Below are 21,922 nucleotides of genomic sequence, written 5' to 3' on the forward strand. Positions count from 1 at the left end.
GGGGTGACCTCCGAATCGACGGGCCGAACCCACACCGGTTGGCCCGCGCGCCTGGACCAGGCGCGCCTCCATTTCGTCACCGGCAAGGGCGGTACCGGCAAAACCACCGTCGCCGCCGCGCTGGCGCTGGCGCTGGCGGCCGGCGGCCGCAGCGTCCTGCTGGTCGAGGTCGAGGGGCGGCAGGGCATCGCGCAGCTTTTCGACGTGCCGCCGCTGCCGTACGGGGAGCAGAAGATCGCCACCGCCGAAGGCGGCGGGCAGGTGAACGCGCTGGCCATCGACACCGAGGCCGCGTTCCTGGAGTACCTGGACATGTTCTACAACCTCGGCATCGCCGGCCGTGCCATGAAGCGCATCGGCGCGGTCGAGTTCGCCACCACGATCGCTCCCGGCCTGCGTGACGTCCTGCTCACCGGCAAGATCAAAGAGGTCGTGGTCCGCAACGGCAAGACCGCCAAGGAACTCAAGGGCCAGCGCCCCTATGACGCCGTCGTGGTCGACGCCCCGCCGACGGGCCGCATCTCGCGCTTCCTCGACGTCACCAAGGCCGTCTCGGATCTCGCCAAGGGCGGGCCCGTGCATTCCCAGGCCGACGGCGTCGTGAAGCTGCTGCACTCGGAGCTCACCGCCATCCACCTGGTCACCCTGCTGGAGGCGCTGCCCGTGCAGGAGACCCTGGAAGCCATCGAAGAGCTGCGGGAGCTGGACCTGCCGATCGGCAGCGTCATCGTCAACCGCAACATCCCGGCGTACCTGTCGCAGGATGATCTGGCGAAGGCCGCCGAGGGCGTCGTCGACGCCGACGCCGTGCGCGCCGGGCTGGCCGACGCCGGAATCACGTTGTCCGACACCGACTTCGCCGGACTGCTCACCGAGACCATCCAGCACGCGACACGCATGATGGCGCGCGCCGAGAGCGCCGAGGCGCTCGACGCCCTCGAAGTGCCCCGCCTGGAACTGCCCGCTCTGCCCGACGGGGTCGACCTGGGCAGCCTGTACGAACTCGCCGAAGCACTCGAGCAGCAAGGGGTTGGCACCAAATGAGCGGCAAGCCCTTGAAGTTGGACATGCACGCGATCCTGTCGGACAAAGCGAACCGCGTCGTGGTGTGCTGCGGCGCGGGCGGCGTCGGCAAGACCACCACCGCCGCCGCGATGGCGCTGCGGGCCGCCGAGTACGGCCGCACCGTCGTGGTGCTGACCATCGACCCGGCCAAACGCCTGGCACAGGCCCTCGGCATCAAGGACCTGGGCAACACCCCGCAGCGGGTGCCGCTGGCTCCCGAGGTGCCGGGTGAGCTCTACGCGATGATGCTCGACATGCGCCGCACCTTCGACGAGATGGTGCTGCAGTACTCCGGCGAGGACCGGGCCGACGCGATTTTGGAGAACCAGTTCTACCAAACCGTCGCGACGTCGCTCTCGGGCACGCAGGAGTACATGGCGATGGAGAAGCTCGGCCAGCTGCTGGCCGAGGACAAGTGGGATCTGGTCGTCGTCGACACCCCGCCGTCGCGCAACGCGCTGGACTTCCTGGACGCGCCGAAGCGACTGGGCAACTTCATGGACAGCCGTCTGTGGCGGCTGCTGCTCGGGCCGGGCCGCGGCATCGGCCGGCTGGTCACCGGGGCCATGGGCCTGGCGATGAAGGCGCTGTCCACCGTGCTGGGTTCGCAGATGCTCTCCGACGCGGCCGGTTTCGTGCAGTCGCTCGACGCGACGTTCGGCGGGTTCCGGGAGAAGGCCGACCGCACCTACGAACTGCTCAAGCGCCCGGGTACCCGGTTCGTCGTCGTTTCAGCTGCCGAGCCCGACGCGCTGCGTGAGGCGTCGTTCTTCGTCGACCGGCTGTCGCAGGAGCAGATGCCACTGGCCGGCCTGATCCTCAACCGCACCCACCCGATGCTGTATGACCTGACCGCCGATGCGGCCGACGAGGCCGCCGGCAAGCTGGAGCAGTCCGGTCAGGACACCGATGCGCTGGCCGCGGCGACCCTGCGGATCCACGCGAACCGCACCGTGATCTCCAAGCGTGAGGTGCGGCTGCTGTCGCGGTTCACCGGGGCCAACCCGCACGTGGCGTTGGTGGGGGTGCCGTCACTGCCGTTCGAGGTGTCCGATCTCGAGGCGCTGCGGGCCATCGCCGATCAGATCACGGGCGACGTCGTCAAAGCCTGACAGACAACGGCTTTCAAATGCTTGTGCCCGGGATTTCCTAGGAAATCCCGGGCACAGCTGTATCTACGTCTGTCAGACCGCGTTGCGGTGCTTGCGCTGGGTCGCGAAGAACTCGGCCCAGGACACCACCTCGGGGTGCTGTTTGAGCAGGGCCCGGCGCTGACGCTCGGTCATGCCGCCCCACACGCCGAACTCGACCCGGTTGTCGAGGGCGTCGGCACCGCATTCGACGATCACCGGGCAATGCCGGCAGATGACCGCGGCCTTGCGCTGTGCGGCGCCGCGGACGAACAGTTCATCCGGGTCGGCCTGGCGGCACCGGGCCTGGGACACCCAGGCGATGCGGGCTTCGGCTTCAGGTTGGACCACGCCCTGTATCGCGCCGTTTCCGGCCTGGGGAGCGATTGTCGTGCGAACTACTGGCTGTGTACCTGCCACCAGCGATCCCTTCGTCACACCGTCTCCCGACGGCCGAGTCCTCCCGAGTAGGTCGCTGATGCGATCTACGCCACATTGCGGCTAGTAGTGTTACCTAGATCGCATTGTGTGTTCAAGTTAGGTGGTCAGGGGCCTATTGCGCAATGGGTCTGGGGCCGCTTTTTTGGGACGTGTGTCCAAACGTTAATTTTTGCCCGTGTCGCAGCCCCCTAGATGCCCTAAGGACGTGGTAATCGACCAGCACTCAGCTGCTGGCCACCACGGTCGCTAGGCTGTACCCCATGCCCGAGCGACCGCAGAACCGTCCGCCGACCGCGGTCACCGTCATCAAGATGACGTGGTGCGTTCTGCTCGCCAGCGTGGTGCTCGCCGCGATGATGTTCCCGCTCATCGGGGGTGTCGGCCTGATGTCCAACCGGGCATCCGACGTCGTGGCCAACGGTTCGGCCCAGCTCGTCGAAGGTGACGCACCCGCCGTGTCCACCATGGTGGACGCCAAGGGCAACCCCATCGCGTGGCTGTATTCGCAGCGCCGTTTCGAGGTGCCGAGCGATCAGATCGCCAACACCATGAAGCTGGCCATCGTCTCGATCGAGGACAAACGGTTTGCCGAGCACAACGGGGTTGACTGGAAGGGCACCCTGACGGGCCTGTCCGGCTACATGTCGGGTTCGGCCGATACCCGCGGTGGATCCACCATCGAGCAGCAGTACGTGAAGAACTACCAGCTGCTCGTGGTCGCGCAGAGTGACGCCGAACGGCGGGCCGCCATCGAGACCACCCCGGCACGCAAGCTGCGCGAAATCCGCATGGCGCTGACCCTCGACAAGACGTTCACCAAGTCCGAGATCCTGACGCGCTACCTCAACCTGGTGTCGTTCGGCAACGGCGCGTTCGGCATCCAGGATGCCGCCCAGACGTACTTCGGCATCAACGCCAACCAGCTGAACTGGCAGCAGGCCGCACTGCTCGCCGGCATGGTGCAGTCGACCAGCGGACTGGATCCGTACGTCAACCCCGACGGCGCCCTGGCACGTCGAAACCTGGTGCTGGACACCATGATCCAGAACGTCCCGCAGGAAGCCGAGGCCCTGCGCGCCGCCAAGGCCGAGCCGCTCGGCATCCTGCCGCAGCCCAACCAGCTGCCCCGCGGCTGCATCGCCGCCGGCGACCGCGCCTTCTTCTGCGACTACGTGCTCGACTACCTGTCGAAGGCCGGCATCAGCAAGGACCAGGTGGCCAAGGGCGGCTACCTGATCCGCACGACCATCGACCCGGACATCCAGAACTCGGTCAAGTCGTCGATCGACGGCATCGCGTCCCCGTCCATCGACGGCATCGCCAGCGTCATGAGCGTCATCCGTCCCGGCAAGGACAACCACCAGGTGGTGGCGATGGCCAGCAACCGGACCTACGGCCTGAACACCGCGGCCGGGGAAACCATGCAGCCACAACCATTTTCATTGGTGGGTGACGGCGCCGGCTCCATCTTCAAGCTGTTCACCACGGCGGCCGCCATGGACATGGGCATGGGCATCAACGCGCAGCTCGACGTGCCCGGCCGGTTCGAGGCCAAGGGCCTCGGCAGCGGTGGCGCCAAGGGCTGCCCCAAGGACAAGTGGTGCGTCGAGAACGACGGCCGCTACCGGGGCAGCATGAACATCACCGACGCGCTGGCGTCGTCGCCCAACACCGGCTTCGCCAAGCTGATCTCACAGATCGGCGTCCCGCGGACCGTCGACATGGCGGTCAAGCTGGGACTGCGGTCCTACGCGGCGCCGGGCACCGCCCGCCCGTACGACCCGAACAGCAACGAGAGCCTGGCCGACTTCATCAAGCGGCAGAACATCGGCTCGTTCACCCTTGGGCCGTTCGAGGTCAACGCCCTCGAACTGTCGAACGTCGCGGCCACGCTGGCGTCGGGCGGCACCTGGTGCCCGCCCAACCCGGTGGACAAGGTGTTCGACCGGCACGGCAACGAGGTCTCGGTGACCACCCAGACCTGTGAGCAGGCGGTGCCCGAGGGCCTTGCCAACACGCTGGCCAACGCGATGAACAAGGACGCCGTCAGCGGTACCGGCGCGGGCGCCGCGCAGTCGGTCGGCTGGACGTTCCCGATGTCCGGAAAGACGGGCACCACCGAGGCCCACCGGTCGTCGGCGTTCCTCGGCTTCACCAGTGCCTACGCCGCCGCCAACTACATCTACGACGACTCCACCACGCCGTCGGACCTGTGTTCCTACCCGCTGCGCCAGTGCGGCCGCGGTGACCTCTACGGCGGCCACGAGCCGGCCCGCACGTGGTTCACCGCGATGAAGCAGTTCACGCCGCCCAACGTGGTGATGCCGCCGACCGACCCGCGCTACGTCGACGGTGGGCCGGGCTCCAAGGTGCCGAGCGTCGCGGGCATGGACCTCGACCTGGCGCAGAACCGCATCAAGGAAGCCGGCTTCCAGTTGTCCGCGCAGCCGTCGTGGGTCAACAGCACCGCGCCATCGGGTCAGGTCGTCGGCACCTCGCCGTCGGGTCAGACCATCCCCGGCTCGATCATCACGATCCAGGTCAGCAACGGCATCGCGCCGCCGCCTCCGCCACCACCGCCAGTGGGGATTCCGGGCATCGACGGCCTGCCGCCGGTGCAGATCGGGTCGACGGTCGTGGAGATTCCGGGCCTGCCGCCCATCACCGTGCCGGTCCTCGGTCCCCCGCCCCCATAGGCCGGGCCGAAACCTCAGAACGACCTAAGCCAACCCTGTGGGCTTTCTAACGATGACCAGCGACAACGGGCCAATCCCCGCGCTGAGCAAGTAGGCTGCCTGCATGTCTGCCATCGCCCGCAACGCAGCCGTCACCGTCGCCGGAACCCTGGCCGCGGGCCTCGCCTACGCCTCGCTCATCGAGCGCAACGCGTTCGTGGTCCGCGAGGTCACCATGCCGGTGCTGACACCCGGATCGTCGCCGCTGCGGGTGCTGCATCTGAGTGATCTGCACATGATGCCGGCGCAGCGCCGCAAGCAGGCATGGCTGCGCGAGCTGGCCCGCTGGGAGCCCGATCTGGTGGTCAACACCGGTGACAACCTCTCGCACCCGAAGTCGGTGCCGGCGGTGGTGCAGGCGATGGGCGATCTGCTGGCGGTGCCCGGGGTGTTCGTGTTCGGCAGCAACGACTACTTCGCGCCGAAGCCGAAGAACCCCGCCAACTACCTGTTCAGCAAGCACAAGCGGATCACCGGGCGGCCGCTGCCGTGGCAGGACCTGCGCGCGGCGTTCACCGAGCGCGGCTGGCTGGACATGACGCACACCCGCCGTGAGATCGAGGTCAACGGGCAGCTCATCGCCGTCGCCGGCGTCGACGATCCGCACCTGAACCGCGACCGCTACGACACCATCGCCGGCCGGCCCAACCCGGCCGCCAACCTGTCGCTGGGCGTCACCCATGCGCCGTACACCCGCGTGCTGGACCGCTTCGCCGAGGACGGCTACCAGCTGGTGCTGGCCGGCCACACGCACGGCGGGCAGCTGTGCGTGCCGTTCTACGGCGCGCTGGTGACCAACTGCGACATCGACACCTCCCGGGTAAAGGGCCCGTCCCGCTGGGGCGCCCACACGCAGCTGCACGTGTCGGCCGGCATGGGCACCTCGCCGTACACGCCGGTGCGCTTCTGCTGCCGGCCCGAGGTGACGCTGCTGACCCTGGTGGCCGCCCCGACAGGCGGCGGGCACGCCGGTATCGGCGCCGACATGACGCAGCCGGCCGTCTCGGCGCGGTGACCGCGCCGGTGGCGGCGCGCGGCGTCGACCGCGGCTGGGTCGACAACGCCGTCCGCCTCATCGAGGCCGACGCCCGGCGCAGCGCCGACACCCATCTCCTGCGTTATCCGCTGCCCGCCGCGTGGAGCGCGAGCGTCGACGTCCAGCTGTATCTCAAGGACGAGAGCACGCACATCACCGGCAGCCTCAAGCACCGGCTGGCCCGGTCGCTGTTCCTGTACGGGTTGTGCAACGGCTGGATCGGCCCGCGCACGACGGTCATCGAGGCGTCGTCCGGATCCACCGCGGTGTCCGAGGCGTATTTCGCGGCGCTGCTGGGGCTGGAGTTCATCGCGGTGATGCCGTCGTCGACGAGCGCGGCCAAGATCGAGCTCATCGAAAACCAGGGTGGCCGTTGCCATTTCGTCGAACAGTCGTCACAGGTGTACGACGAGGCGGAGCGTCTGGCGCGCGAGACGGGCGGCCACTACCTCGACCAGTTCACCAACGCCGAGCGCGCCACCGACTGGCGGGGCAACAACAACATCGCGGAGTCGATCTTCTCGCAGCTGCGTGAAGAGGCCCACCCGATCCCGGAGTGGATCGTGGTCGGGGCGGGCACCGGCGGTACGAGCGCCACGATCGGGCGGTTCCTGCGCTACCGGCGCCATGCCACGCGGCTGTGCGTGGTGGACCCGGAGAACTCGGCGTTCTATCCGTCGTGGGCCACGGGCGACCGGGAGGTGTTCACCGGGGCGTCGTCGCGTATCGAGGGCATCGGCCGGCCGCGGGTGGAGCCGTCGTTCCTGCCGGGCGTCGTGGACGCCATGGTGTGCGTGCCGGACGCGGCCTCGGTGGCCGCGGCACGGCACGTGAGCAAGGTGCTGGGACGACGGGTGGGTCCGTCAACGGGGACGAACATCTGGGGCGCGTTCGGGCTCCTGGCCGAGATGGTGGCGCAGGGCCGTAGTGGTTCGGTGGTGACGCTGCTGGCCGACAGCGGCGACCGCTATGCCGACACCTACTTCGACGACGCGTGGGTCAACAGTCGCGGGCTCGAGTCCGCCGACGCCGTGGCGGCACTGACGGAGTTCGAGCGCTCCGGCCGCTGGGCGTGATCCTGACGGCCCAGCCAGGCCGCCCGGTAGTCAGAAGTCGCGAACAGCCACAGCGCCGCGAGACCGAAGAATCCGCAGTAGAGCAAAGCTCCCAAGCCGGTCATGTTCGTTCCTCGCTTTCTGGCGTTCGGTTGCCGTTCATCAGAGTTACCCGTTTTAACGCACGTTGCGCAAAAATCCATCCCTCGAATGGACGTGATCTTCGCCGCTAGCCCCGCCCACCAGCGGCTATCTCACCTGACGAGGGCCGTTTGGCTTCTGAGGGCACCCGTGCGATAGGCTGTCGAAGCTTCACGCGGGGTGTGGCGCAGCTTGGTAGCGCGCTTCGTTCGGGACGAAGAGGTCGTGGGTTCGAATCCCGCCACCCCGACAAGTGAGCAAGGCCCTGACCAGGGAAATCTGGTCGGGGCCTTCTTCGTTTCCGGGGTCGGTGGCCCCCACCTGCGACGTGATCACCCTCACCAGCCCCACATTGGGACATCAATGTCCCATTTTCGGCCAATCGTGCTATTTTTGACGCATGGCTGAGTTGAAATCGTTCGACACTGGCGTGCGGTCGCGCACCCGGAAGGCGATTCTCGATGCCGCCACCGCCGTCCTGGCGACCAACCCCGCGGCGTCCTTGACCGACATCGCCACCGCCGCGAACGTCGGCCGCAGCACGCTGCACCGGTACTTCCCCGAGCGCTCCGAGCTGATCCGCGCCGTCGCCCTATATGTGCACGACATGTGCAACGCCGCCATCGACAAGGCCGAGCCGGCCTGTGGTCCCCCACTCGCCGCGCTGCGCCGGGTGGTCGAATCCCAGCTGGACCTCGGACCCATCGTGCCCTTCGTCTACAACGAGCCGACCATCGTGGCTGATCCGGAGTTGTCCGCGATCCTCGATACCGGCGACGAGGCGATAGCCGAAGTGCTGGCGCGGGTTTCGGCACGACCGCAGACCAGCCCACCGGAGTGGCCGCGCCTGGTTTTCTGGGCCCTGCTCGACGCCGGATATGAGGCACTGCGCCGGAACATCGCGCCGCGGGTCGAGATCGTCGACGCCATCATGGCCAGCCTGACGGCCGGCACCATCACCCCGGATCAAACCTGATCCACCTGAATTTGTTTCACCGCAACATATTTCATGCTGACTTCGGCTTGGACAGCCGCCGCATGAACAGTTAAGGAGCTCTCATGTCCACCAGTCTCGTCACCAAAGAGGTGACGAACCGGACCCCACAACGTCATTGGTGGGCGCTGGCAGTGCTGATGCTGCCCGTGCTGCTCGTCTCCATCGACAACACGGTGCTGGCTTTCGCGCTGCCCCGCATCGCCGAGGACTTCCGCCCGTCGGCCGCCACCCAGTTGTGGCTCGTCGACATCTATTCGCTCGTGCTGGCAACGCTTTTGGTGACCATGGGCAGCCTCGGTGACCGGTTCGGCCGGCGCCGGCTGTTGCTCATCGGCGCCGTCGGGTTCGCCGTCATCTCGGCTGCCGCGGCGTTCGCGCCCAGCGCCGGCTTCCTGGTGGCCGCGCGTGCCGCACTCGCCGTGTTCGGCGCCATGCTGATGCCGTCGACGCTGTCGCTGATCCGCAACATCTTCACCGAGGCCACATCGCGCCGCCTCGCGATCGCCATCTGGGCGTCGTGCTTCGCGGCCGGCTCGGCCCTCGGCCCGATCGTCGGCGGCCTGCTGCTGCAGCACTTCCACTGGGGCGCGGTCTTCATGATCGCCGTGCCGATCCTGCTGCCGCTGCTCGTGTTGGCGCCCAAGCTGGTGCGGGAATCGCGGGACCCGAACCCGGGCCCGGTCGACGCGCTGAGCGTGCTGCTGTCACTGGTGGCCATGCTGCCGATCGTGTGGGCGATCAAGACCTCCGCACACGACGGTATCTCGGCGGTGACGCTGGCGGCCGTCGCCGTGGGCGTCGCTGCGGGCGTCTGGTTCGTGCGTCGGCAGAACAGCAGTGCCACACCGATTCTCGACATGCGGCTGTTCCGGAACGGCCCGTTCACGGCGTCGATCCTGGCGAACTTCCTGTCGATGGTGGGCCTCATCGGGTTCCTGTTCTTCGTGTCGCAGCACCTGCAGCTGGTGCTCGGGCTGGCCCCGCTGACCGCCGCGCTGGTCATGTTGCCGGGAGCGGCGGCCTCGACCATCGCGGGCATCGCCGTGGTGCGGCTGACCAAGCGGTTCGCGCCGCAGACGCTGATGGTCACCGGTCTGCTGCTGGTGGCCGCCGGCTTCCTGCTCATCGTGCTGTTCCGTCACGACCTGACGATGGTCGGCGTCATCGCGTCGTTCACCGTGCTGGAGCTGGGTGTCGGTGTGTCGCAGACGATCTCGAACGACACCATCGTGGCGTCGGTGCCGTCGGAGAAGGCCGGCGCGGCGTCCGCGGTGTCAGAGACCGCCTACGAGCTGGGCGCGGTGATCGGCACTGCCGGACTGGGCACCATGTTCACCGCGTTCTACCGCGCGAACGTCGAACTGCCGGGCGCCCTGTCGCCCGCCCAGTCGGCCGACGCCGGCGAGAGCATCGGCGGCGCCATCTCGGTGGCTCGGACCCTGCCGACCGAGCTCGGCAACCACCTGATGGAGTCGGCGCGCGTCGCCTTCGATTCGGGGATCGGCGCCACTGCGGCGACAGCCGCGACGCTGGTTCTGATCGCCGCGGCAATCGTGGCCGCCGCCTTCCGCGGCCGGCAGTAGACGCTGAATGCACTGTGGCCCCATCGCCTTTCGGCGGTGGGGCCACAGTCGCGTAGTGAGTTACTTGCTACCGGAATCGCCCTTGGACGCCTTGGGCGCCTTCGGGGCCTTCGGTGCCTTGGTGGCACCCTTGATGGCGCCTGCGATCGACTTCGCGACCTTGGACACGGGGTTCTGCGCCTTCTTGGTCTTGGGCGCGGTGTCCTTGGGCGTCGTCACGGTGTCGGCATCCGTGGTGGCACCCTTGGTGTCCGTCGCCTTGGTGTCGGCATCCTTGGTCGCACCCTTGGCGTCGGCGTCCTTCGCGTCGGCGGCCTTGGTGTCAGCGGCCTTGGTGTCAGCGGCCTTGGTATCGGCAGCCTTGGTATCCGCGGCCTTGACGTCGGCGTCCTTCGCCGCGTCGGTCGCCGGGGCGGTCTCGGTCGAAGTTGCCGCCGCCGCCTTCTTCGTCGTCGTCGCCGTGTCAGCCGCTCCCGCGGCGGAGGACTCCGTGGCCGTCTTCGAGGTCTCGGCTGCCGGCGCCGCCGCCAGGGCGGCAGTTGTCGTTGCGGCAACGGGGACGGTGACGCCGCCCGGTGCGTTCGGGTTGACGTTCAGCGCCGTGATGATCCGGTTGACGATGTACGGGACGGTGCCGGTCTCAAAATCGGTGACATTCTTCTGAATGTTCTGCACGAGGCTCACCACATTGTTGAGCACGCCGTTGTAGATGGTGCCCGGATTGAGGGTCAGCACCGACTGCAGAATGCCCGTCACGCTCTTGACCACCTGCTGCACCACCGGCGTGGTTCCGAGGCACGAGCCGCAGCCGATGCCGACGGTCGAGATGGCCAGGCCGGCGACCAGAGCGGTGACCGAATCCAGCACCGCGGGCACCATGGCCTCCGCCACGGCCAACGGTTGCTGCAGGATGTTCTGCACCGGCCCGTTGATGCCCGTGATCAACTGCAGACCGCCGGGAAGCAGCCCGCCCACCAGCGAGTCGATGGCGCCGTTGACGTTGAGCGTGCCGAGGTTCCCCAGCACGTTGGCGAGGGTTCCCGGCAACGCGCCACCGAGGGTGAACGTCGCGCCGGTGATGTTGCCGATCAACTGCATGCCCTGCTGCACGCCGTAGTTCGCATCGAGCACCACCTGGCGCACCAGCGGGTTCACGCTGGTCTCCACCATGTAGCTGGTTTGCCCGACGGTCTCGGCGAGCGCGTTGTAGATGTTGCCCAGCGCCACGATCGGGTTGACCAATGCCGTCAGATGCACATCGGAAACCTGCACGTGCGAAACCGCAGGCAAGTGAGTTTCGGTCTGCGGCACCACCGGCGCCACAGCAATCACGCTCGCTCCTGCGAGGGCAATGCCCGCAGTGACATACGGCTTCATTGTGAGCTGCATTTGAGTCCTCCCAGTTATCGCGACACCCGTGTGGCGCAGAAATTTACCCCTAGTAGATAGGCATTTTTAACGAACCTACACATTTCCCAGCTAACCAAAATCGACCCGTCAGGAAATTGTCAATTCCGTTAGATTGCTGCCCTGACGAGCAAGTTAGCTGCGCTACCGAAACAGCAAATTGGTCGGGGTGAACCGCCCAAATCGCGACTCGGGCTGTTCATCGCATGACGAGACCCACGTCACACCACGGATTGAGTGGCTTACAAAACACACTGCAAATGGAAAGCGTCGAAAAATTGCAGTTTCAGCAAATTACGCTACGCATAACTTGCGCGCGCGTCAGTCGTAGCCGCGGACGGCGCACGCGGAGCGCACTCCACCGGCCGCGCGTCCACATGGTGAGACGGTGCGTCGGGCCGGACGCGACTGCGGAATTCACGCCGTCGCAGTTTGCCGACGCCGGGCGATCCCGCCGGCCACGGACGTCGCCACGACGGTCAGCAGCGCGCCGAGAATCAGCGCCGACGGCTCGCCCGGACTCAGCAGCTGCTGTTGCGTGCCCAGCGTGGCGGCGGCCACCGGCACGCCCAATTGCGCAGCCGCCAGCACCCCGAGCGACAGCGGCTGGCCGAGGAGCCGGCCGCTGAGGTGCGCGAGCACCGCTCCCACGCCCAGTGCCACACCCAACCCGATCAAGACCGGATGCTCACCCAGCTCCCGTACCTGCAAAGAGGCGCCGAGCCAGACGAAGAACAACGGCGCGAAGAACCCCTCGGTGATGCCGAACAGCTGGCGCGCCAGTCGACGTGGCTCGCCGATCGCCGAAAGGCAAAGGCCCAGCGCAAAACCCGCGAGCATGATCGACACGTGCGTCGACTTCGCCAGCGCCGCCAACCCGAACAGCACGATCAGGCTGATCCGCAGCTCGAGCGCCAGGTGCCGACTGTGCGAGTACTTGTGCATCCGCTTGAGCCACCCACGCTTGGCCTCATACCGCAGGAAGAAGTACAGGAGGACCGTGCATGCGGCGATTGCCAGGACTCCGACCGCCGCGCGCGGGGCGCCCGCCGGATTGATGACCAACGGCAACAGGACGATCGACGCGGCGTCGGCAATCGCGATCTGGGCGGTGACCGACAGCACCGGCGGTCCCGTCAGCCCCAGCGACTGGATGACCGGCAGCGCGAGCGCCGCCGAGGACGACGCCATGAGGACTGCGTACAACGGGGCGTGGCCCGTGCCGAACAGTTGCGCGACGACCACGCCCAACACCGCGGCGAACGCGCCCACCACGACCGCCCGCAAGAGCGCTCTGGGCAGGTCGCCCCGTAATGATCTGTCGCGCACCGGCACATGGGTCCCGACGATGAACATCACCAGTGCAAAGCCGATGTCCGCCAGCAGCATGAACGTCGGGTTGTCCGCGTCGACGATGCCGAAACCGGTGCGCCCCACGACGATTCCGGCAGCGAGTTCGCCGACGATCAAGGGCACCCGAAGCTTCGGCACCGCCGCCAGCAAGGGCCCCACGAGGCCGATGACGGCCACCAACGCGAGGGCATGAAATCCGAAGTCGCCCGCCATCGCCACACCCTAAACGCGGAGGCTCCGGTCGGCGCGTGACGCAGCCAACTCTCAGCAGACTGTTGCGCACCGATAGTTTCCGATATATCGTTAATGCATCGGAGGCGCATCGAGCGCCTCCCGCCGAAAGAGAGAACACATCTATGGAAACCCCATTCACCCCACCCGGCCGCCCGTTCGACGGCGGCCCCTTCAATCGCCCCTCCCACGGAGGTGGCTTCGGCTTCACTCCCGGCGACCGCGCACCGTTCATCGGCCCCGCCGACCGGCGCGTTCGGCATGACGAACGCCGCGCAGCCCGTCGCGAGATGCGCGAACAGTTCCGCGACCACGTGCGGGATCACCGCGGCGAAGGCGGCTTCGGCTTCGGGCCGGGCTTCGGCCCTGGTTTCGGTTTCGGACCTGGCTTCGGCCCCGGCTTCGGCGCCGGCCCGTTCGGACCGGGCGGCCCCCGCGGGCGCCGTCACGGTGGCCGCGGACGTGCCAGTGGTCGCAGCCGGCGCGGCGATGTCCGGGCCGCGATCCTCAAGCTGCTCACCGAGCGGCCGATGCACGGCTACGAGATGACGCAGGAGATCGCCGCGCGCAGCGACGGTCTGTGGAAGCCCAGCCCGGGCTCGATCTACCCGACCCTGCAACTGCTGGAGGACGAGGGTCTGATCAAGCCCGCCGAAAGTCATGGCAGCAAAAAGACTTTCGAGCTGACCGAGGACGGCCGCACCGCCGCCGACGCCATCGAGACCGCCCCGTGGGAAGAGATCGCCGAAGGCGCCGACCCGGCCGCCTTGAACCTGCGCAACGCGCTCGGGCAGTTGTTCGGCGCCGTCGCACAGTCGGTGCACTCGGCGAATGCCGAACAGCAGCAACGCATCCTGGACATCGTGAACAACGCCCGCCGCGAGATCTACCAGATTCTCGGCGAGTCCGACTAGCGTTAGCCTGGCTGCATGACGACGTACGCGCTCGGTCGGTACCAGGTCCACCGGATCGGATTCGGGGCCATGCAGCTGCCCGGGCCCGGCGTTTTCGGCCCACCACGTGACCACGACCAGGCGCTCGCCGTGTTGCGACGCGCGGTGGAACTCGGCGTCAACCACATCGACACCGCGCAATACTACGGCCCGGACGTGGCCAACCAGCTGATCCGCGAGGCCCTGCATCCCTATCCGCAGGGCCTCGCGCTGGTCAGCAAGGTCGGTGCCCGCCGCGACGAGACCGGCGGCTGGCTGCCGGCACAGCAGCCCGATGAACTGCGGACCGCGATCGAGCAGAACCTGGAAACCCTCGGCACCGACCGGCTCGCGGCGGTGAACCTGCGGGTGATGGGCGCCGACGGCGATCCCAGTGCGCCCGGCGATGTCGACCGGGACCTGTTCGACCGCCAGCTCACGGCCATGATCGCCGCCCGCGACGAGGGCCTGATCGACGGCATCGGCCTCAGCAGCATCTCCCTCGAGCATCTCGAGATCGCGCTGCAGCGCACCGACATCGCGTGCGTGCAGAACGCCTACAACCTCCTCGATCGATCCTCGCAGCCGGTGCTGGACGCCTGCACCGCACGCGGCATCGCGTTCGTCCCGTTCTTCCCGCTGGGATCGGCGTTCAATCCGGAGAACCCGGTGCTCGGCCACCCCGAAATCCGCAAGACGGCAAGCGAACTCGGCCGGACGCCCGCGCAGGTCGCGTTGGCCTGGACCCTGGCCGCGGCACCCAACATGCTGCTCATCCCCGGCACGTCGTCGGTCGCGCATCTCGAGGAGAACCGCGCGGTGGCCGACATCGAGGTACCCGCCACGTTGACCGAGGCCCTCGGATGAGCGCCGACATCGATCGCATGCCGCGCGGCGGCCCGCGGGCGTCATGCCTCGATCGCGCGCTGCAGACCGATCAACCCGAATACCTCGACCGCGACGACATCGCCCCCGCGATCAAGCGCAGCGTGGTGCGCGCGCTGGAGCTCACCGGCAATTGGTTCGGTCTCCACGAGCGCTTCGCCTACATCGTCATGGACGAAGTCGCCGAGGTTCCCGATCCCCGCATCCTCGAGCTGGGGGCGGGCCATGGGGGTCTGTCGAAGAAGGTGCTGGAGATGCACCCCACGGCGACCCTCACGGTCACCGACCTCGAGCCGGACTCGGTCGCGGCCATCACCGCCGGTGACCTGGGTTCCGATCCGCGGGTGACGGTGCGCGGCATGGACGCGACGGCCATCGACGCGGCCGACAGTGCTTATGCCCTGGCCGTTTTCGCGTTGTCGTTCCACCATCTTCCGCCGTCTGCCGCTGTCCAGGTGCTCGCCGAGGGCACCCGGGTGGCGGACAAGCTGCTCATCATCGACCTGCCCCGGCCACCGTCGCCATTGCACCTGATGCGGCTGGCGGCCATGCTGCCGCTGGCCCCGTTCGTGCCGTTCGTGCACGACGGCGTCATCAGCTCGCTGCGGGCCTACAGTCCGTCCGCACTGCGGGCATTGGCCGACGCAGCGGGCGTCGACATCGAACTGCGCAGCGGCCTGTACTCGCCGCAAATTGCCATCGCCACCCGGCGGCCGCCCGCGTAGGTTGGACGCATGACCGACTCGTCGAACGAAGTGATGGATTGGGACAGCGTCTACCGGCAGGAGGGCGGTTTCGACGGTCCGCCGCCGTGGAGCATCGGCGAGCCGCAGCCTGAACTGGCCGCGCTGATCGACGCCGGTCAGGTCACCGGTGACGTCCTCGACGCGGGCTGTGGCCACGCAGAGCTGGCCCTCGCGCTGGCCGCCGCGGGCCACAACGTCGTGGGCATCGAACTCTCCCCCACCGCGGTTGCCGCCGCGAAACAGGCTGCCGCGGAACGGAATCTGACCAACGCGACATTCGTCGAAGACGACATCACCTCGTTCACCGGATTCGACGGACGATTCGACACCATCATGGACTCGACGTTGTTCCACTCGATTCCGGTCGAGGCCCGCGACGCCTACCAGCAGGCGGTGTTCCGCGCTGCCGCGCCGGGCGCCAAGTACTTCATCCTGGTGTTCGCCAAGGGCGCGTTCCCGGCCGAGGCCGAGATGAAGCCCAACGAGGTCACCGAGGACGAGCTGCGTGAAGCCGTCGGCAAGTACTGGGCCATCGACGAAATCCGGCCGGCCTTCATCCACGCCGGTATGGTCGCGCCGCCATCGGTGCCGGGGCAGCCGCCGCTCGAGATGCCGCCGCACGCGCTCGACGAGAAGGGCCGGCTGAAGATGCCGGCGTTCCTGCTCACGGCACACAAGGCCTGACGGTCAGGTCGACGCGGCAGTCAGCGCACCGGCGAAGGACTCCAGTTCGTCGCCGGTGACGTCGACATGCGGCGAGACCCGCAGCACCGGGATCTTCATCTCGAACGGCGCCCGCTCGATACCGGCCACGGTCGTGACGACATGGTGCTCGGTAATCAGCTTGGTGCGTACCGAGTTCGGGTCGGCGCCGCGCGTCGGCTCCAGCGTGGTGATGGCCGTCGGCTCGTCGACGTCCTCGACCACGCGCCACCCGGGCAGTCCGGCCAGCGCGGTGCGGGTCAGACGCCCCACCTCGGCCAGTCGGGCCCGCACCAGTTCCGGCCCGGCCACCAGATGTTCTTCGAGGGCCTTCGAAAAGGCCACGCGCGCAGCCACATTGGCCTCACCGAGGTCAAGCCGTTTCAGCACCGGTAGCGGCGTCCCCCATTCCGGCAGCGGGATGCGCGGCCGAAGCCGGTGCGACACAGACGAACTGATGGCCAGCACGCCGACCCCGCGCGGCCCGGCCAGCCATTTCCGCGACGACGCGTAGATGACGTCGGGAGCCACCGCACAGTCCAGATGGCCCAGCGCCTGTGCGGCGTCCACCGCCACCGGCACCCCGATCGCATGGCACGCCGCCACGAACTCGGACAACGGCTGGGCCACCCCACGGTGACTGCCGAGCGCCGTCAAATGGGCCAGCGCCGGCGGGTCACCTTGCATCAGCGCGACCGCCACCTCGACGTCGAGGCGGCCCTGACCGTCAACCGGCAGCTCCCGGACGGTGAATCCATTGGCTTCCATCACCACCAGATTGGGGCCGTATTCGCCTGGCAGGCAGGCGATGGTCTTGTCGCCGTCCCAACTGCTGAGCAGGAGGTTGAGCGCGTTGTTGGAACCCGTGGTGAACACCACGTCGCCGGCGGCCATCCCGGTCAGCGCGGCCACGGCCGCCCGTCCGCCCTCCAACACGGGTTCCGCGGATTCTGCGGCGACATAGCCGCCGACCTGAGCTTCCAGCCGGGCATGCTGGGCCGCGGCGTCGATGACGGCGAAGCTCTGCCGCGAGCACGCGGCGTTGTCGAGATGCAGGCCCGCCGGTGTGGGCCGGGCTGCGCGCCACAGGCGCGCGACGGCGGAATCGGCCCCGGTCACGTCCGCAGGTCCGGCTTGACCGCCAGTGACAGCCCGAAATCCCCGGCGGGGTCGGTCCACCAGTCGGTCTGCCGGAGTCCGGCAGCCGCCAACTCGGCCGCGACGCCCTCGGGGCGGAACTTGCACGACACCTCGGTCAACATCTCCTCACCCGCCTCGAACTCCACCGACAGATCCAGCTCACGTATCTGAACCTGTTGCGCGGCAACAGACCTCAGCCACATCTCGATACGCTCGTGCTCGGTGTTCCATCGTGCCACATGTTCGAAGCGGTCGAGATCGAAATCCGCATCCAGCTCCCGGTTCACCACCGCCAGGACGTTGCGGTTGAACCGCGCGGTGACCCCGGCGCTGTCGTCGTAGGCGGCCACCAACCGGGCGGTGTCCTTCACCAGGTCGGTGCCGAGCAGCAGCGTGTCGCCCGGCCGCATCGCCGCGGCCAGGCTCTCGAGGAACTCCGCCCGCGGGCCGGCCGTCAGGTTGCCGATCGTCGACCCGAGGAACACGATGAGCCGACGGCCCACCACGGGCAGTTCGCCCAGATGCTGCTCGAAATCACCTCGCACGCCGCTGATCTCGACACCCTCGTACTCGTCGGACAGCTGCGTGAGCGCGGCGCTGAGTACGTTCTCGTCGACGTCGAACGCCACGAACCGGCGCAGCGCCGCGGCGTCCCGGAACGCGTCGAGCAGGATGCGCGTCTTCTCCGACGTGCCGCTGCCGAGCTCGACGAGGGTGTCCGCGCCGGAGGCCGCCACAATGGCGGCCGCCGCCTCATGCAGGATGTGCGCCTCGGTGCGTGTCGGGTAGTACTCGGGCAGGCGGGTGATCTGATCGAACAGGTCACTGCCGACGGCATCGTAGAACCACTTGGGCGGCAACGATTTCGGCGACTGCGACAGGCCGTCCCGGACATCACGCCGCAACGCACGGGGCGCCCAGTCGGCGGCGAGATGGTTGGTCAGCAGCGGTGCCGTCTTGCTCGGTGTCATCGTGGGTCCTCTTCTTCAGGTCAACGGCGTCATCGCTACGCCGGCGGCCGTCACCTCGACGAGGTGACGGTCTGGGATGTCCTGCCAGTCGGGGTGGTCGTCGTAGGGCTCGCTGGCCAGCACGACCCCGTCGGGCCGGCGCAGTATCGACAACGTGTCGCCCCACACGGTGGCCAGCATCCGGGAACCATTGGCCGCCAGGATGTTCAGCCGCGCCGCCGGATCGGACTCCCCGACCCGGCGCACGGTGTCGCCCAGGCTGTCCAGTCCCTCGGCGAAGATGTGCGCGGCCAGGATCGCGCTGTCGACCGTCGATTCCGCGGTCCGCGACACCGGCAGCACTGCCCGGTCGACGATGCCGTTGTGCGACAACAGCCACTCGCCGTCGGTGAACGGCGCCGACGCCGACGGCTCGATGGGCATCCCGACGGTGGCCGAGCGGACGGCGGCCACCACACACGCACTGCGCAGCGCCGGCGCCACCGATGCCAGCGACGCATCGCCCCACAACGGCGCGGCGCTGCGCCAGCGCCGCGGTGTCGCGCCGTCGAAGAAGCCGACACCCCAGCCGTCGGCATTGAGCAACCCGTGCTTCTGCCGTCGGGGTGAATAGGACTGCACCAGAAGCCCGTTCGCCGGTTCCAGGATCAGTGACGACACCGAGACGGGGTTGCCGAGCCAGCCCAGATGACGACACATCAGCCGCGCACCTCGTCAACCGACCAGGCCAGCCGCACGCCGGAGAAGATCTGACGACGGATCGGGTGGTCCCAGTTGCGGAAGCTGGGCCGCAGGATGTCGCCGGCCACGGCCCAGGAACCGCCGCGCAGCACCCGGTAGTCACCGCTGCCGGTGCCCTCGAAGAAAGGCTGCGAATAGCGGTCGTAGACCATCGGCGTGAAACCCGGCCACGGGCGCAGCGGTGACGTGGTCCACTCCCAGACATCGCCGAGCAGCTGCTCGACACCGTAGGCCGAAGCACCCTCCGGGTAGGCCCCCGCGGGCGCGGGACGCAGCGCGTCGCCGCCGAGATTGGCGAGGTGCGCATCGGGTTCGGCGGCGCCCCAAGGGAATCGGCGACGTTGTCCGGTCGCGGGATCCCACGCGCAGGCCTTCTCCCACTCCACCTCGGTGGGTAGCCGGGCCCCGGCCCAGGCGGCGTAGGCCTCGGCTTCGTAGAAGCTGACGTGCTGCACGGGCTCGTCGGGCGGCAGCTCCTCGACATGCCCGAACCGGACCCGCGTGGTGCCGTCGGCGTTCCAGAACTGCGGCGCCACCAGACCCGCCTGCTGCCGATGCGCCCAGCCGGCCGCCGACCACCAGCGGCTCTGCCGATAGCCACCGTCGGCGATGAACTCGCGCCATTCGGCGTTGGTGACGGGCACCCGACCGATCCGGAACGACGGCACGTCGACGACGTGCGCCGGGCCTTCGTTGTCGAGCGCGAAAGGTTCGTCGGCCGCGTCGACACCGAGTACGAACGGACCGCCGGGCACCAGCACCGAGGTGCCGGCGACCCCATCCCGCCCCTGCGGCAGGACGGCACCCGGCCCCAACAGTGGCGGGCCGCTGCGCAGGTTCAGGGCCTGCAGCATGGTCTCGTCGTGCTGGTTCTCGTGGCTGATCACCAGGGCGAACGGAAACTGGGCAGCGGCCTCGTCCGGCGCCCGGTCAAGGGCGTCAAGGGCTTTGGACCGGATGGTGCGGCAGAAGGCGCGTGCGTCGGTCGGCGGCAACAGCGGCAACGACACCCGGCTGGCGCGCGAATGCACGAACGCGTCATACAGACCGTCCACGTCGGGCGGCAGCAGGCCGGGACGGTTCAGGTCGCCGCCGCGCAGCAGCCACAGTTCTTCCTGCTGACCGATGTGCGCGAGGTCCCACACCAGCGGACTCATCAGCGGGTCGTACTGACGCAGCAGTTCGGCGTCGTCGAACTCGACGAGCGCCAGAGTCCGGTCCCGGGCCCTGGTCAGCCCTCGGGCCAACAGCTCGCGCGTACTCACACCCCACCTTTCAGCCGGTCATCACATGCCAACCCGGTGATGGCCGAATCGATTCCGTGTGCGACGACCCGGTCCGCGAAGTCATCGGCCGCGCTGCGCCCTTGCCGCACCTGCCGCAGCAGCCGGTCCATCGAGTCCGCCACATCGGCCGGCGCGACCTCGGCGGCCGCTTCCACACATCGCACCGCGGCCGCCTGCAGCCGCGTATCGGCCAGGCCCACCCGCGCTGCCTGATCCCATGCGGTGGCAACCGATTCCGTTGCTTCCCAAGCGATCTGCGACAGCCCGGCGTCGTCCAGCAGCGTCACCAGGGTGAACACGACAGCCGGCCACAGGTCGTCGGACACGGCGTCGAGGTAGCGGATCTCCAGCCAGCGCCGCGGCCGAACCGGCGGGAACAGCGTCGTCAGGTGGTAGTCGAGGTCGGCCTCGGTCGGCCGGCGCCCACCGAGCAGCGTGCGCCCGTCCGCCCAGTCGGCGAACGGCACCCATTCGGTGACCGCTTCGGCCTCCGGCGTGTGCACGAGCATCACCGGCGCCTTGAGGGCGTAGCGCGCCCAGTCGTTGGCCGGATCGTCGCCGCTGGCACCGAGAACGGGCCCGCAGCGGGCGGTGTCCAGCTGGCCCCAGATCCGCTGTCGCGTGCTCTGCCATCCGGTGAATTCGCCGCCCAGCATCGGCGAACTCGCCGACACCGCGATCATGGTGGGACCGAGCGCGTGGGCGAGCCGGACGCGGTCGGCCCAGCCCTCGCGCGGGCCGGCATCGACATTGATCTGCAGCGAGGCGGTCGACGTCATCATCGCGGCCCCGGCGGCACCCGTCCCGCCGGCCGCGAAGAACGCCTCCATGGCCCGGTACCGGCCGCCGGGGTTCACCCGGGCCTGTGGCCGGAGCGGGTCCACGCCGACCTGCAGCAGCCCCAGACCGCGGCGCCGCAACGACTCCCGGAGCACGGCCTGATCGGCCTGCATCGCCGCGATGGCGGCCCCGGCGCCGTCCAGCGGCGGACCCGACAGTTCGATGGCGCCACCGGGCTCCATGGTGATCGTGCTGCCACCGGGCATCTGCGGAACGGCCTCGACGGCCTGCGTGAGCTCATCCCAGCCGGGACGCCGCGTCAGGTCGGACAGGTCGAAGCAGTGCGCCTCGAGTTCGAGGCCGACGCGGCCCACCGGTCCGTCCCGCAGACACCCGCCGCCGGCCAGCAGCGCGGCGCTGTACGCGCTCGACAACTCGGGGTATTCGGCGTGCGGACGACACATGGCGGTAGCGGTGCCCATCTGAACATCCCCTTCCGGGACCGGGGGCCTGGCCCCGCATCCGTTGGTTGGTGTTCCCGGACCAAGTCTGCGTTACACCGTCA

The 21,922-nt window shown here is 68.4% G+C and carries 19 protein-coding genes and 1 tRNA gene; 12 read left to right on the forward strand and 8 right to left on the reverse strand.

Features of this window, described 5'->3' with window-relative positions:
* The first annotated feature begins 3 nt into the window (after positions 1 to 3).
* Together ACJH7A_RS09960 and ACJH7A_RS09965 are read left to right on the forward strand one after the other, a co-directional pair.
* Complete coding sequence (locus ACJH7A_RS09960) at positions 4 to 1,044, forward strand: ArsA-related P-loop ATPase (RefSeq protein WP_406801857.1); 1,041 nt, start codon at positions 4 to 6, stop codon at positions 1,042 to 1,044.
* Complete coding sequence (locus ACJH7A_RS09965) at positions 1,041 to 2,177, forward strand: ArsA family ATPase (RefSeq protein WP_406801858.1); 1,137 nt, start codon at positions 1,041 to 1,043, stop codon at positions 2,175 to 2,177. The genes ACJH7A_RS09960 and ACJH7A_RS09965 overlap by 4 nt, the downstream gene beginning before the upstream one ends.
* A gap of 72 nt (positions 2,178 to 2,249) precedes the next feature.
* Here the strand turns inward: ACJH7A_RS09965 and ACJH7A_RS09970 are convergent, their stop codons facing one another.
* Positions 2,250 to 2,555, reverse strand: coding sequence for a WhiB family transcriptional regulator (locus ACJH7A_RS09970; protein ID WP_020100988.1), 306 nt, complete (start codon positions 2,553 to 2,555; stop codon positions 2,250 to 2,252).
* Between the two features lie 341 nt (positions 2,556 to 2,896).
* On the opposite strand from ACJH7A_RS09970, the gene ponA2 reads away from it, so the two are divergent.
* The 6 genes from ponA2 (at position 2,897) to lfrA (ending at position 10,183) form a co-directional block, all read left to right on the forward strand.
* Positions 2,897 to 5,332, forward strand: a complete 2,436-nt coding sequence (gene ponA2, locus ACJH7A_RS09975; protein ID WP_406801859.1) for a transglycosylase/D,D-transpeptidase PonA2 — start codon at positions 2,897 to 2,899, stop codon at positions 5,330 to 5,332.
* A gap of 103 nt (positions 5,333 to 5,435) precedes the next feature.
* Entirely contained in the window at positions 5,436 to 6,386 is a 951-nt protein-coding gene (locus ACJH7A_RS09980; RefSeq protein WP_212807341.1) for a metallophosphoesterase, read from the forward strand.
* Entirely contained in the window at positions 6,383 to 7,483 is a 1,101-nt protein-coding gene (locus ACJH7A_RS09985) for a PLP-dependent cysteine synthase family protein (protein ID WP_318985372.1), read from the forward strand. Before ACJH7A_RS09980 ends, ACJH7A_RS09985 begins: the two co-directional genes overlap by 4 nt.
* A 296-nt stretch (positions 7,484 to 7,779) precedes the next feature.
* A tRNA-Pro gene (locus ACJH7A_RS09990) sits at positions 7,780 to 7,853 on the forward strand.
* Between the two features lie 150 nt (positions 7,854 to 8,003).
* Positions 8,004 to 8,579 (forward strand): TetR/AcrR family transcriptional regulator, encoded by a 576-nt coding sequence (locus tag ACJH7A_RS09995; protein WP_318985371.1) that lies wholly within the window; start codon positions 8,004 to 8,006, stop codon positions 8,577 to 8,579.
* An 83-nt stretch (positions 8,580 to 8,662) separates the two neighbouring features.
* The gene (lfrA, locus tag ACJH7A_RS10000) at positions 8,663 to 10,183 is read left to right on the forward strand and encodes an efflux MFS transporter LfrA (protein WP_406801860.1); all 1,521 of its coding nucleotides are present in this window, start codon (positions 8,663 to 8,665) and stop codon (positions 10,181 to 10,183) included.
* A gap of 60 nt (positions 10,184 to 10,243) precedes the next feature.
* Here the strand turns inward: lfrA and ACJH7A_RS10005 are convergent, their stop codons facing one another.
* The gene (locus ACJH7A_RS10005) at positions 10,244 to 11,515 is read right to left on the reverse strand and encodes a hypothetical protein (protein WP_346415096.1); all 1,272 of its coding nucleotides are present in this window, start codon (positions 11,513 to 11,515) and stop codon (positions 10,244 to 10,246) included.
* A 492-nt stretch (positions 11,516 to 12,007) separates the two neighbouring features.
* Positions 12,008 to 13,156, reverse strand: a complete 1,149-nt coding sequence (locus ACJH7A_RS10010; protein ID WP_406801861.1) for a cation:proton antiporter — start codon at positions 13,154 to 13,156, stop codon at positions 12,008 to 12,010.
* A 143-nt stretch (positions 13,157 to 13,299) separates the two neighbouring features.
* On the opposite strand from ACJH7A_RS10010, the gene ACJH7A_RS10015 reads away from it, so the two are divergent.
* The 4 genes from ACJH7A_RS10015 to ACJH7A_RS10030 are packed head-to-tail and all read left to right on the forward strand — an operon-like array spanning position 13,300 to position 16,421.
* Positions 13,300 to 14,088, forward strand: a complete 789-nt coding sequence (locus ACJH7A_RS10015) for a PadR family transcriptional regulator (protein WP_406801862.1) — start codon at positions 13,300 to 13,302, stop codon at positions 14,086 to 14,088.
* 15 nt (positions 14,089 to 14,103) lie between these two features.
* Positions 14,104 to 14,973: an oxidoreductase gene (locus tag ACJH7A_RS10020; protein WP_406801863.1), complete on the forward strand. Its 870-nt coding sequence runs from the start codon at positions 14,104 to 14,106 to the stop codon at positions 14,971 to 14,973.
* A complete protein-coding gene (locus tag ACJH7A_RS10025; RefSeq protein WP_406801864.1) occupies positions 14,970 to 15,716 on the forward strand; it encodes a class I SAM-dependent methyltransferase in 747 nt (248 codons plus the stop codon). Before ACJH7A_RS10020 ends, ACJH7A_RS10025 begins: the two co-directional genes overlap by 4 nt.
* A gap of 9 nt (positions 15,717 to 15,725) precedes the next feature.
* Entirely contained in the window at positions 15,726 to 16,421 is a 696-nt protein-coding gene (locus ACJH7A_RS10030) for a class I SAM-dependent methyltransferase (RefSeq protein WP_406801865.1), read from the forward strand.
* Between the two features lie 3 nt (positions 16,422 to 16,424).
* Here the strand turns inward: ACJH7A_RS10030 and egtE are convergent, their stop codons facing one another.
* Genes egtE through egtA form a run of 5 tightly spaced genes read right to left on the reverse strand, consistent with a single transcriptional unit; the run spans position 16,425 to position 21,839 of the window.
* Complete coding sequence (egtE, locus tag ACJH7A_RS10035) at positions 16,425 to 17,558, reverse strand: ergothioneine biosynthesis PLP-dependent enzyme EgtE (RefSeq protein WP_212807350.1); 1,134 nt, start codon at positions 17,556 to 17,558, stop codon at positions 16,425 to 16,427.
* Positions 17,555 to 18,550, reverse strand: coding sequence for an L-histidine N(alpha)-methyltransferase (gene egtD, locus ACJH7A_RS10040; RefSeq protein ID WP_212807351.1), 996 nt, complete (start codon positions 18,548 to 18,550; stop codon positions 17,555 to 17,557). Before egtD ends, egtE begins: the two co-directional genes overlap by 4 nt.
* A 15-nt stretch (positions 18,551 to 18,565) precedes the next feature.
* Positions 18,566 to 19,249, reverse strand: a complete 684-nt coding sequence (gene egtC, locus ACJH7A_RS10045) for an ergothioneine biosynthesis protein EgtC (RefSeq protein ID WP_212807352.1) — start codon at positions 19,247 to 19,249, stop codon at positions 18,566 to 18,568.
* Positions 19,249 to 20,556, reverse strand: a complete 1,308-nt coding sequence (gene egtB / locus ACJH7A_RS10050) for an ergothioneine biosynthesis protein EgtB (protein ID WP_406801866.1) — start codon at positions 20,554 to 20,556, stop codon at positions 19,249 to 19,251. Before egtB ends, egtC begins: the two co-directional genes overlap by 1 nt.
* On the reverse strand, positions 20,553 to 21,839 hold the full coding sequence (gene egtA, locus ACJH7A_RS10055) for an ergothioneine biosynthesis glutamate--cysteine ligase EgtA (protein ID WP_406801867.1): 1,287 nt from the start codon (positions 21,837 to 21,839) through the stop codon (positions 20,553 to 20,555). The genes egtB and egtA overlap by 4 nt, the downstream gene beginning before the upstream one ends.
* Positions 21,840 to 21,922 lie beyond the last annotated feature (83 nt).

The organism is Mycobacterium sp. SMC-17, from assembly GCF_045310915.1.
GTDB lineage: Bacteria > Actinomycetota > Actinomycetes > Mycobacteriales > Mycobacteriaceae > Mycobacterium.

Excerpts from the sequence above, each read along its gene's own strand:
- ACJH7A_RS09965 (WP_406801858.1), top strand. The coding sequence starts at position 1,041 with ATGAGCGGCAAGCCCTTGAAGTTGGACATGCACGCGATCCTGTCGGAC.
- ponA2 (WP_406801859.1), top strand. The coding sequence starts at position 2,897 with ATGCCCGAGCGACCGCAGAACCGTCCGCCGACCGCGGTCACCGTCATC.
- ACJH7A_RS09980 (WP_212807341.1), top strand. The coding sequence starts at position 5,436 with ATGTCTGCCATCGCCCGCAACGCAGCCGTCACCGTCGCCGGAACCCTG.
- ACJH7A_RS09995 (WP_318985371.1), top strand. The coding sequence starts at position 8,004 with ATGGCTGAGTTGAAATCGTTCGACACTGGCGTGCGGTCGCGCACCCGG.
- lfrA (WP_406801860.1), top strand. The coding sequence starts at position 8,663 with ATGTCCACCAGTCTCGTCACCAAAGAGGTGACGAACCGGACCCCACAA.
- ACJH7A_RS10010 (WP_406801861.1), bottom strand. The coding sequence starts at position 13,156 with ATGGCGGGCGACTTCGGATTTCATGCCCTCGCGTTGGTGGCCGTCATC.
- ACJH7A_RS10015 (WP_406801862.1), top strand. The coding sequence starts at position 13,300 with ATGGAAACCCCATTCACCCCACCCGGCCGCCCGTTCGACGGCGGCCCC.
- ACJH7A_RS10020 (WP_406801863.1), top strand. The coding sequence starts at position 14,104 with ATGACGACGTACGCGCTCGGTCGGTACCAGGTCCACCGGATCGGATTC.
- ACJH7A_RS10025 (WP_406801864.1), top strand. The coding sequence starts at position 14,970 with ATGAGCGCCGACATCGATCGCATGCCGCGCGGCGGCCCGCGGGCGTCA.
- ACJH7A_RS10030 (WP_406801865.1), top strand. The coding sequence starts at position 15,726 with ATGACCGACTCGTCGAACGAAGTGATGGATTGGGACAGCGTCTACCGG.
- egtD (WP_212807351.1), bottom strand. The coding sequence starts at position 18,550 with ATGACACCGAGCAAGACGGCACCGCTGCTGACCAACCATCTCGCCGCC.
- egtC (WP_212807352.1), bottom strand. The coding sequence starts at position 19,249 with ATGTGTCGTCATCTGGGCTGGCTCGGCAACCCCGTCTCGGTGTCGTCA.
- egtA (WP_406801867.1), bottom strand. The coding sequence starts at position 21,839 with ATGGGCACCGCTACCGCCATGTGTCGTCCGCACGCCGAATACCCCGAG.